10 protein-coding genes and 1 pseudogene are annotated in these 9,771 nt (G+C 45.2%); 3 read left to right on the plus strand and 8 right to left on the minus strand.

Features of this window, described 5'->3' with window-relative positions; translation table 11 throughout:
- The coding region (locus tag IM462_RS11400) for an Rpn family recombination-promoting nuclease/putative transposase (RefSeq protein ID WP_502866643.1) at positions 1 to 397 on the plus strand (397 nt) is incomplete at its 5' end.
- A 22-nt stretch (positions 398 to 419) separates the two neighbouring features.
- A complete protein-coding gene (locus tag IM462_RS11405; protein WP_287715209.1) occupies positions 420 to 653 on the plus strand; it encodes an Rpn/YhgA-type helix-turn-helix domain-containing protein in 234 nt (77 codons plus the stop codon).
- Positions 654 to 718: 65 nt separating this feature from the next.
- On the opposite strand, the gene IM462_RS11410 is transcribed toward IM462_RS11405, so the two are convergent.
- From IM462_RS11410 to IM462_RS11425, 4 genes are read right to left on the minus strand one after another with little or no spacing between them, the layout of a single operon-like run.
- Positions 719 to 4,015 carry a tetratricopeptide repeat protein gene (locus IM462_RS11410; RefSeq protein ID WP_287715207.1) on the minus strand — a complete coding sequence of 1,099 codons (3,297 nt, stop codon included), beginning with the start codon at positions 4,013 to 4,015 and terminating at the stop codon, positions 719 to 721.
- Between the two features lie 59 nt (positions 4,016 to 4,074).
- Positions 4,075 to 5,271 carry an LL-diaminopimelate aminotransferase gene (locus IM462_RS11415; protein ID WP_287700036.1) on the minus strand — a complete coding sequence of 399 codons (1,197 nt, stop codon included), beginning with the start codon at positions 5,269 to 5,271 and terminating at the stop codon, positions 4,075 to 4,077.
- Positions 5,272 to 5,287: 16 nt separating this feature from the next.
- Positions 5,288 to 5,650: a thioredoxin family protein gene (locus IM462_RS11420; RefSeq protein WP_287700037.1), complete on the minus strand. Its 363-nt coding sequence runs from the start codon at positions 5,648 to 5,650 to the stop codon at positions 5,288 to 5,290.
- 45 nt (positions 5,651 to 5,695) lie between these two features.
- Complete coding sequence (locus IM462_RS11425) at positions 5,696 to 6,574, minus strand: ABC transporter permease (RefSeq protein WP_147071942.1); 879 nt, start codon at positions 6,572 to 6,574, stop codon at positions 5,696 to 5,698.
- A gap of 17 nt (positions 6,575 to 6,591) precedes the next feature.
- On the opposite strand from IM462_RS11425, the gene cobT reads away from it, so the two are divergent.
- The gene (gene cobT / locus IM462_RS11430) at positions 6,592 to 7,665 is read left to right on the plus strand and encodes a nicotinate mononucleotide-dependent phosphoribosyltransferase CobT (RefSeq protein ID WP_287700038.1); all 1,074 of its coding nucleotides are present in this window, start codon (positions 6,592 to 6,594) and stop codon (positions 7,663 to 7,665) included.
- 188 nt (positions 7,666 to 7,853) lie between these two features.
- Here the strand turns inward: cobT and dps are convergent, their stop codons facing one another.
- The 4 genes and pseudogenes from dps to IM462_RS11450 all read right to left on the minus strand — a co-directional run bounded on the left by dps (position 7,854) and on the right by IM462_RS11450 (position 9,525).
- Entirely contained in the window at positions 7,854 to 8,387 is a 534-nt protein-coding gene (gene dps / locus IM462_RS11435; RefSeq protein WP_287700039.1) for a DNA starvation/stationary phase protection protein Dps, read from the minus strand.
- Between the two features lie 257 nt (positions 8,388 to 8,644).
- A pseudogene (locus tag IM462_RS21010) lies at positions 8,645 to 8,872 on the minus strand (type II toxin-antitoxin system HicA family toxin).
- Positions 8,873 to 8,874: 2 nt separating this feature from the next.
- Positions 8,875 to 9,081: a type II toxin-antitoxin system HicB family antitoxin gene (locus IM462_RS11445; RefSeq protein WP_002739432.1), complete on the minus strand. Its 207-nt coding sequence runs from the start codon at positions 9,079 to 9,081 to the stop codon at positions 8,875 to 8,877.
- 93 nt (positions 9,082 to 9,174) lie between these two features.
- Positions 9,175 to 9,525, minus strand: coding sequence for a hypothetical protein (locus IM462_RS11450; protein ID WP_002739434.1), 351 nt, complete (start codon positions 9,523 to 9,525; stop codon positions 9,175 to 9,177).
- Between the last annotated feature and the right edge of the window lie 246 nt (positions 9,526 to 9,771).

The raw sequence follows: 9,771 nt of genomic DNA on the forward strand, positions 1-9,771 counted from the left end.
TACCGATGATCCCGAACAGGTGTTAAGTCAGGTGTCCCGTTCTCTAGAAACTATCTCCCAAAAACAGGTGCAAAGCAATCTCGCTGCCGCTACCAGTATTCTCGCCGGGTTAGTATTAAATCGAGAGACGATCAAAAAAATCCTTCGGAGTGACATTATGAGAGAATCCGTCATCTATCAAGATATTTTAGAGGAAGGCGAGGAAAAGGGACTACAAAAAGGACGACAAGAAGGACGACAAGAAGGACTGCAAGAAGGACGACAAGAAGGTAAAGAAGAAAAAGCCCGACAAATTGCCCTAAAAATGCTATCTGCTGGCTTTTCTGTCCCAGAAATCGCCCAATTTACCGATTTATCCCCCGCAACTATCGAGGAATTACAATCGAGAGACGATTAAAAATATTCTTCGGAGTGACATTATGAGAGAATCCGTCATCTATCAAGATATTTTAGAGGAAGGCGAGGAAAAGGGACTACAAAAAGGACGACAAGAAGGACGACAAGAAGGTAAAGAAGAAAAAGCCCGACAAATTGCCCTAAAAATGCTATCTGCTGGTTTTTCTATCACAGAAATCGCCCGATTTACCGATTTGTCCCCCGACGCGATCGAGCAATTACAACCGAGAGAAGATCAGAAATATCTTTCGGAGTAGGATTATGGGAGAATCCGTCATCTATCAAGAAATTCTCGAAGAAAATGAGCGAGAAGGTTGACAATTTAGAAATTATCCGAAATAAGCTCGATAAATCGGGGGTCTTGACGAATTTTATCGAAGTCAGAATCTTTTTTCGCCTGTTCTCTATCACTGGGTCTTAATTGAATCGCCTTGGCGAGATATTCGACCGCTAAAGGAATATTATCCTGAATAGCGTAGTAGCAGGCTAGGTTGTAGTTTGTATTAGGGTGGTTTGGATTAATGGCTAGGGCTTTTTGTAAAATTTGTTCTACTTCCTCATATTGTCCTAAGCAAGTTAGAGAAGCGGCATAGACATTCCAAAAATCAATTGTTTGATTGTCTTTGTTTTTATACTGCTGACAAGTTTCAACAATTAAATGGAATTGCTGGTTTGCAATATCTTGATGACCTAATTCTTTTAAAAGCATTGCTTTATTGAAGATTGCTTCAATGTAGTCCGCTTTAAGCTTAATTGCTTCATCATAGGCGGCGATCGCCTCTTCATACCTCTCTAAATTCCCTAATTGACTACCTTTACAAAACCAAGCGGTTTCATAATCAGGTTTCAATCGAATAGCTTCCTCGTAAGCAGACAGCGCCTCTTCATACCTACCTAAATTTGCTAATTGATTTCCTTTCCCATTCCAAGCGTAATCATAATCAGGTTTCAATCGTATAGCTTCCTCGTAAGCAGACAGCGCCTCTTCATATCTTCCTAAATTTGCTAGTTGGTTGCCTTTATTATGCCAAGCGGCTTCATCAGGTTTCAATCGAATGGCTTCTTCATAAGCAGACAGCGCCTCTTCATATCTTCCTAAATTCGCTAGTTGATTTCCTTTACCAAGCCAAGCGGCTTCATCAGGTTTCAATCGTATAGCTTCCTCGTAAGCAGACAGCGCCTCTTCATATCTTCCTAAATTCGCTAGTTGATTTCCTTTACCAAGCCAAGCGGCTTCATAATCAGGTTTCAATCGAATGGCTTCCTCGTAAGCAGACAGCGCCTCTTCATACCTCCCTAAATTCGCTAGTTGATTTCCTTTATTAAGCCAAGCGGCTTCATAATCAGGTTTCAATCGAATGGCTTCTTCATAAGCAGACAGCGCCTCTTCATACCTACCTAAATTTGCTAATTGATTTCCTTTCCCATTCCAAGCGTAATCATAATCGGGTTTCAATCGTATAGCTTCCTCGTAAGCAGACAGCGCCTCTTCATATCTTCCTAAATTTGCTAGTTGGTTGCCTTTATTATGCCAAGCGGCTTCATAATCAGGTTTCAATCGTATAGCTTCTTGGTAAGCAGATAGCGCCTCTTCATATCTTCCTAAATTCGCTAGTTGATTTCCTTTATTAAGCCAAGCGGCTTCATCATCAGGTTTCAATCGAATGGCTTCCTCGTAAGCAGATAGCGCCTCTTCATATCTTCCTAAATTCGCTAGTTGATTACCTTTACCCACCCAAGCCGCCACAAAATCAGGCTTGACTTCAATAGCTTGTGCGTAAGCTGAAATTGACTCTTCGTATCTATTCATCTCGCTAAACTCCAAACCTTGAGCATAGTAAGCCCTATAGTAGTTAGGATCATTATTGATCGCCTGTTTATAAAGCTCTAGCGCCTCTTCCTTTTTACCCAATTCTCCTAGCAATAAACCTTTGTTTACAAGCGTGAGAGCGTCATCAGGATTAATTGCCAAGGCTCGGTCATAATATTCAAGAGCGGTGGCTTCTTTTTCCACTCCCTCCAACACATCTATTTTTTGTATTATCAATCCTTTGTTTGTCCAAGCACGAAAATAATCTGGCTTAATTTCAGTAGCCTGATTAAAACAATCCAGAGCATCTGCATATCTAACCAGATAATATAAATTGTTTCCCCGCATCAATTGAAAATTTTCATCCTTAGGAAAATATTTAACTAGAGCATCATAGCCCCGCAACGATTCTGTATAGTTTTGCTTATCGTACAACTTATTGCTCACTTTATCCAGCGCCTCTTTGACCTCGAGGGGAAATCGGTCTAACAGGGCTAAAAATAACCCGAGTAGCTTTTCCAAATAATCCTCTAGACTCAGTAACTCCCCCTTTCCCTCGATCTGCCCATCACGGGGGGATAAAATTCCCTCCCTCGCTTCTAATTTTTCTAAGGCCTTTTTAATCCGCCACTGATAGCGAACTTTTTGCCAGCGATTTCCCCGGACTAACATCAACGCGACTCGCTCCACCACAAACGCCTTTAGGGGGATATTCGCCTGTTGTAATAAATCCACCGCGTCGTATAACTCTTTAGCCAAAGGCTCTAACTTAAACGCGTCTTGATAACACTTTTTCCAAGATCCCCGGAGAGTATCCTTAAAATTTTCTCGACTTAGGGACAAAGAACGACCCTCCTGACTGTCGCCAGCCAGCAAAATTTCAAAATTGTTCACCAGATTTTGAAATGTTCCGTCGTTACGCTGTGCGATCTCTTCCGGGGGGCATTCCAGTTGAATTCCCGTTCGATTCGACACATTCACTAACCAGGACGCAGCCGCCTGATTTTCCGGTCTGGGTAATCGATAGCGCGTAAACCGGCGCCAGAGGGGGTATCGCTCCCATTGCAACATCTCCCATGGGCTAACCAATCTGGGATCATCGCTGACGGTTTCATCTCTAGCGGTCGCCAAAACCTTGATCCGCGTATCGGGAATATGAACGCTATCGCAATGATCCAGCGCCGCCAATAATCGTTCTTGTAACGGTCGGTCGGTCGGCAAGGATTGCTCTTCTGTAGCTCGATTTTCCCGAGTCGGTTCACTGCGCCTCATTTGAATATGCAAATCGTCAAATATAAAAAGCACATTTCTTCGCACATCTAGAAACTGTTCTCGAGGAAATTGATCTCCCTCCAACGTACCAGTGAATACCATTACCGTCCAACCCCGACGGATGAAACGAAGGGCGACTTCCGCCATCTCTCTAGTTTTACCGATCCCAGCCGGACCCGTAATGATCACCCACTGGTCATCATTTAATAACCTTATTATTTCAGCTAAATGGTTGATATCCAGTTCCCGATCTTGAAGGGGAATATCCCAGTCAATCAGGCTAGGATAGAGATATTCTGCCCTCTCCCGTCCAAAGATCGCGGGAAATACATCCTGGTTTGGACGCACGACTCTAAAGGGCAAGCTATCGCCTGCGATTCTTGCGCGGCGCCGTTTTTGCTGTTTTTCGCGCCACCAATTCAGCCCCGTCAAGCCAAAGCCGGAAAAGGCGGTGGTTAAGAGTAGGTTCACCGGATCTTTATGGACGTTATAAAACTCCCAAAGTATCCGGGCCGCATTAACGACGGGATCGAGCATAAGCTGTGTGCCTTAACTTAAGCTAAATTGTAAAATCAGGGTTTCACTTTAGGACAAAATCAGGTTAAATGTCGATTTGATCCCAAAAAAGCCCCAATTTTCTCCACGGCAGCCTCTAGAATATCGGGATCGTGAACTAAGGCAAAACGCACATAACCCTCACCACCCTTACCAAAACCGGAACCGGGAGAGACCGCGACACCAGTTTGGGCCACCAATTGCCGACAAAAATCGACGGAATTACCCGGCCAACTGGGGGGAATTTTCGCCCAAACGTACATAGTGGCGGCCGGAGTGGAAACAGGCCAACCGATGCGATTTAGGGCATTAATAAACACATCCCGACGTTTTTGGAAGATAGCGACGGTTTCCTTGACTGAATCTTGATTACCGGTTAAAGCAGCGATCGCACCGTTAAGGATGCCCAAATACTGATTAAAATCAACCATAGCTTTAATCTGTCGCAAAGCCATAATTAACTGCGGGTTGCCAATGGCGAAACCGATGCGAAAACCGCCCATATTATAGGACTTAGAAAAGGTAAAAAACTCGATCGAATTAGTTTTAGCTCGATCGGCCTGTAAAATTGACGGGGGGGGCGATGTTCCCGCAAAAAAGATGTCTAGATAGGGAAAATCGTGGATTAAAACTAAATTATGCTGACGGCAAAAATCAACCGCTTTTTGGAAAAATGCCAAAGGTGCGATCGCTGTAGTGGGATTATGGGGATAACTCAAGACCATCAGCTTCGATTGTGCCAGCACTGCCTCAGGAATGTCCTCTAAAACCGGCAGAAAGTCATTTTTTGCCAAAATTGGCATTCCGTACATTTGACCGCCAGCAAGGGCAACACCGCCCAAATGGGAGGGATAACCTGGATCGAGGAGCAGGGCAAAATCCCCGGGGTTGAGAATGGCCAAAGGTAGATGGGCCGTGCCTTCCTGAGAACCAATTAGGGGTAAAACCTCCGTTTCCGCATCGATGGGAACACCAAAGCGATCGCTATACCAGTTAGCGGCAGTTATTCGGAAGTCTCTGGTCCCATTATGGAGTAAATAGCCGTGGGTGTGAGGATCGTGGAGAGATCGCTCTATAGCATCGATAACGTGGGGAGCAGCCCCAAGATCGGAGGAACCGAGCGAAAGATCGATAATGGTATTACCCGCTTCTCTACTGGCAGCTTTTGCCCGATCCATATCGGCAAAAACGTTGGATTGGAGTGCCTGTAAGCGGTGTGCTAGGGTTAAGTTATTCATAACCACAGATACCTAATTAGCTGACATAGGTATCGATAAAAGATTGTAATTGTTGTTTGCCGATCGCCCCTTCATGAGTGGCAATAAGTTTTTTATCTTTAAAGATGCGTAAAGCGGGAACACCTTTCACATCACATTTAGCCACCGAGTTGGGGTTAGGGTCCACCTCTAGTTTAACTACTTTTAGCCGTTCGTCGTAGGTTTTCGCCACCCAATCGATCGAGGGGGATACCAAACGACACGGACCGCACCAACTCGCCCAAAAATAGACTAAAACGGGTTTTTCGACCTCAAAAACCTCTTGGTCAAACTTCTGATCGCTAATGACAGTTACGCTACTCACAGTATTTATTTCCTCACCATCGCTACTGATCATCATAGAGGTTCTGGGTAATTTTCGGCAATTATCCACTTCCACAATTCCTTAAACATTAGGATCAAAGACATCGCGTAAACCATCACCGATAAAATTAATACTTAACACCGTGATCACGATAGCCAGAGCCGGAAAAATGACCAAGTGGGGGGCAGTTGTCAAGTAATCTTTAGCTTTAAATAACATTTGTCCCCAAGTCGGCACATCGGGGGGGAAACCCAAACCCAAAAAACTCAGGGTTGACTCGGTAATAATCGCATTACCCACCGCTAAAGTAGCCGCCACGATAATCATTCCCAAAACATTAGGCAATAAATGCACCCAGATTAAACGGAAAGGAGTGGCCCCCAAAGCAATCGCAGCCGAGATAAATTCCATCTCTCGTAATTTTAAGAAATTTCCCCGCACCAATCGGGCTACCGACATCCAATTTAAACCCCCGATTACTAAAACCACGAGGATAAAAATACCCGTTTCCGGTCCGGCGATTTTCTTGATACTATCGCGAAATAGATAGACAATCAGTAAAAGTAGGGGCAATTGGGGCAAAGATAGGAATAAATCCGTTAATCGCATCAACAAACCATCGATTGCGCCCCCGTAAAACCCAGAAATAGCCCCGATCGCTGTCCCTAGAATAATCGCGACTATCATAGCAGCAATGCCCACCGCTAGGGAAATTCGACCCCCCACCAAAATCCTCGCCAATTGATCCTGTCCCAGATCATTAGTGCCGAAAAGATGTTTTAAACTAGGGGGAGCAGTGGTTTGACTAAAATCAATGGTATCGATGGGGACCCGATAAAAAATCGGACCGAATAGGACGGCAAGAATAATTATAATTAATGCGATCGCTCCTATTGTTGCCAGGGGATCTCGGTAAAAACGTCGCCAAGTATCGATAATTGCAGAAGACAGGGGAGACATAATCAAGAAAATCACAGATGATTAAAATTTACACGGAAATCGAACGGGGGCAAAATTGGTTACAGCGCCATCAAAAATCTTCTCCGATATTTGCCCTAGTTTTAGGTTTTACCGAGACAGGATTAATCCCCGGAATCTCCACCGCCGGCGCCACCCCGGAAGATAGAAAATACACAGCGATCGCCGATGCCGAATTTATCGTTAAAGGAGTTTCACCCCATCCCCGTTATCCCTTACCCCCCCTAACGGTGGGAGCCTCCCCCGCCTATATTACCCGCGCCGTGGTGGAAAAATTAGCCATTCCCGTCCTCGTTTTTAACGCCGGTTTACCCTTGCCCCCGGCCGTCGATTATATCGAACTGGGGGGACAACCGGCCCGTTGTCTCTCCACCGGCCGCGCCCTAGATCTCCCCATAGTAAAACGCCTGTTCGCCCAAGGACTAACCTGGGGCGAAAAACTAGCCCGCCAGTCTAGTTATCTAATTATCGGCGAGTGTGTGGTCGGTGGCACCACCACCGCCCTCGCCATCCTCACCGGATTGGGTTATCAAGCCAACGGCAAAGTTAACAGTAGCCATCCCCAGTGCAATCATGCTCAGAAATGGGCAATAGTTGAGCAGGGATTAGCCCGAAAAGAAATTTTTGATCCTTTTGAGGTAATCGCCGCCCTAGGCGATCCTCAGCAGATTTTCGTCGCTGGCATGGCGATCGCCGCCAGTGGGCAGGGTGGGGTACTTCTCGCCGGAGGAACCCAAATGTTGGCGGTTTCTGCCCTAATTCAAGCTCTAGTGACTAAATATGCCTATCCGGTTAACTGGGAAAATATCATCGTCGGCACAACTCGCTGGGTAACGGAAGATAAAACAGGGGATACGGTGGGATTAGCCAGCCTGATCGGAAAAATACCCCTATTAGCCACACAATTAAACTTTTCCGACTCTAAATACCCGGTTTTGCAAGCTTATGAACAGGGTTTCGTCAAGGAAGGAGTCGGTGCGGGGGGATGTGCGATCGCTGCTTATCTGTACCAGAATTGGACTAATCAAGATTTGGTCAAGGCGATCGAAAATTTAATCGGGTTTCAACTATAGTAGTTATAGTCATTTCAGATAAGTCTGATACAGTCTAGACCGACAAAATTCTTCAAAACCCTTATGAACTCTGGGATTGATATTCTCAATTTTAATTGAAATGACTATAAGTGATTGGCTACGTTTACCGATTACGAGAATTTAAGGTGTATTAAGCTACGTTAACACACCCCAAATTCATCTATAAATTAACCGATAACATCTTCCGATTTAATCAGATGCGCTTCTAGGAACCAGAGACGTTTATCGATGTCCCGGGAGATTTCCGTATAGAGATCTGCTGTGTCGGCATCCCCTTGATTGCCAGTGGTATCAATAGCAGAACGAAGATGGGCGGCGTATAAGGCATAACGTTCGGCTAAAGCAAGGATATGTTCACTACCATCGACGATATCAGCCGGATATTCCGGTAGAATCGAGTTAGCGGCGGCGATGCGCGCTGTTCCCAAAGCGGTTCCACCTAAAGCGGTAATCCGTTCTGCTACCATGTCCCCATAGCCTTCTAATTCCGTGGCCATTTCGTCGAATAGGCTGTGCAATTGGTAGAAATTTAAACCTTTTACATTCCAGTGGGCCTGTTTAACCTGAGTTTTTAGGTCTAAACTAGCGGCAAGAGTTTGACTTAAGATTTCAACCACAGCTTTGCGGATATCTAATGCTAAATCGATGCGGGTGGCGTAGTATTGTCCCGTGGTTTTGGTTTTGACTGGAGTGGCTACCATAATCTTTCTCCTTGATCAGTTAACAAATACTCGATAATTTTTGTGGGTGCATAAGGGACTGATTTTGATCCTATTGGACGTTGATAATAAACTGAAAAACGGCCAATTAATTCGGAAAACAAGTAGCTGATAACTGATACTTCCAATGCGCTCAGTACAAGTAACGGCTCGAATCAGCGGCATCAGACAACCTTGAACTGAGCATCAGCAGCCTTCGTCCGTCCGCTGCACTCGAATTGTCAGACCTCTCTTATCGCTCATCTCATGCCAGAAACAAATTCTTGTACCGTAATTCCAGCAGTACGAATAAGACTACGAAGCGTACCCTTTGCCACTTCACGATGATCAGGAACAGAGAGTGTTACCTGTTCGCCCTCCTTAACCATGATAATATGGCTGGCACTTTAACGCGCAACTTGCCAGCCGAAGGTCTCAAATACTCGGACTACCTCACGTCCGCTGAGAACAGGAAGAGCAGAGGACATGATTATGCCATTACCTCTACTTGGTGAGTTTCAATCGTTAGCGGTAGCCCACGTTCTGCACGAACTTGAAGGCAGGCGATAATTGCATCTCTGATATTTTCAAGAGCTTCTGCTCTCGTTTTACCTTGGCTGACACAACCCGGAATGCTGGGGCATTCTACAACCCAAACTCCATCTTCGTCACGGTCAAGTGTTACAGTCAACTTCATAAGTTTTCGCCACAATCCCCCCGCTTATAGTTTACCTCGTGTTCTCACCTACCTATTAGTGGATGACAAGAACCTTCAGGAATCAAAGCTACATCAAGGAAGATACCGAATTGGGTTTTGCCCACCTTCAGCAAACTCAACCCAATTTACGGATGTTGCCCCTATGTACTGAACATGAGTTAATCGAATGTCGTATCGACCTTCCCTGTCTGCTGGCTCTGCACCAGCATGGTTCGCTATGTACAAATTATTCGCATTATTCTCATCATCACGATGATAAAGAATAATACGGTCAACTTCACGATTGGGATCGATCTTCCACTGACCCGTTGAACCAGTGTTGTCATCGTGGAGAACAAAGTGTTTTCCCTCTGTAAAGATAACGACTACCTTTTCATTTGGCTTTATGAAGTCACGGGCTTTCACAAAATCAGCAATTCTCATACTTGGGAGGCACAAAGTTTCTGGTTTTAGTTAGGGTCTGCTGAAAAAGTTTGTTGGTGGGGGCAGGGTGTGGGCTTCGGCCGTGAGCTCAGCCGAACGGGTGTGGGGTGTGGGGTGTAGGGTTTTACCGATTTTGAGGTAGTCAGTTACCTAATTTTCAGGGAAAAAGTACCTGAATTTTACCCCCGATCCCTCCAATGGTCGGCACTTTTTGAGGTCAAAAAAGTCTAAAAGCCTTATCCAACA

The organism is Microcystis sp. M144S2 (assembly GCF_020246065.1).
Classification (GTDB): domain Bacteria; phylum Cyanobacteriota; class Cyanobacteriia; order Cyanobacteriales; family Microcystaceae; genus Microcystis; species Microcystis ichthyoblabe_A.

Coding starts and splice junctions, on each gene's coding strand:
- IM462_RS11415 (WP_287700036.1), bottom strand. CDS start 5,271: ATGAATAACTTAACCCTAGCACACCGCTTACAGGCACTCCAATCCAAC.
- IM462_RS11425 (WP_147071942.1), bottom strand. CDS start 6,574: ATGTCTCCCCTGTCTTCTGCAATTATCGATACTTGGCGACGTTTTTAC.
- IM462_RS11450 (WP_002739434.1), bottom strand. CDS start 9,525: ATGAGAATTGCTGATTTTGTGAAAGCCCGTGACTTCATAAAGCCAAAT.
- dps (WP_287700039.1), bottom strand. CDS start 8,387: ATGGTAGCCACTCCAGTCAAAACCAAAACCACGGGACAATACTACGCC.
- IM462_RS11405 (WP_287715209.1), top strand. CDS start 420: ATGAGAGAATCCGTCATCTATCAAGATATTTTAGAGGAAGGCGAGGAA.
- IM462_RS11445 (WP_002739432.1), bottom strand. CDS start 9,081: ATGAAGTTGACTGTAACACTTGACCGTGACGAAGATGGAGTTTGGGTT.
- IM462_RS11420 (WP_287700037.1), bottom strand. CDS start 5,650: ATGATGATCAGTAGCGATGGTGAGGAAATAAATACTGTGAGTAGCGTA.
- IM462_RS11410 (WP_287715207.1), bottom strand. CDS start 4,015: ATGCTCGATCCCGTCGTTAATGCGGCCCGGATACTTTGGGAGTTTTAT.
- cobT (WP_287700038.1), top strand. CDS start 6,592: ATGATTAAAATTTACACGGAAATCGAACGGGGGCAAAATTGGTTACAG.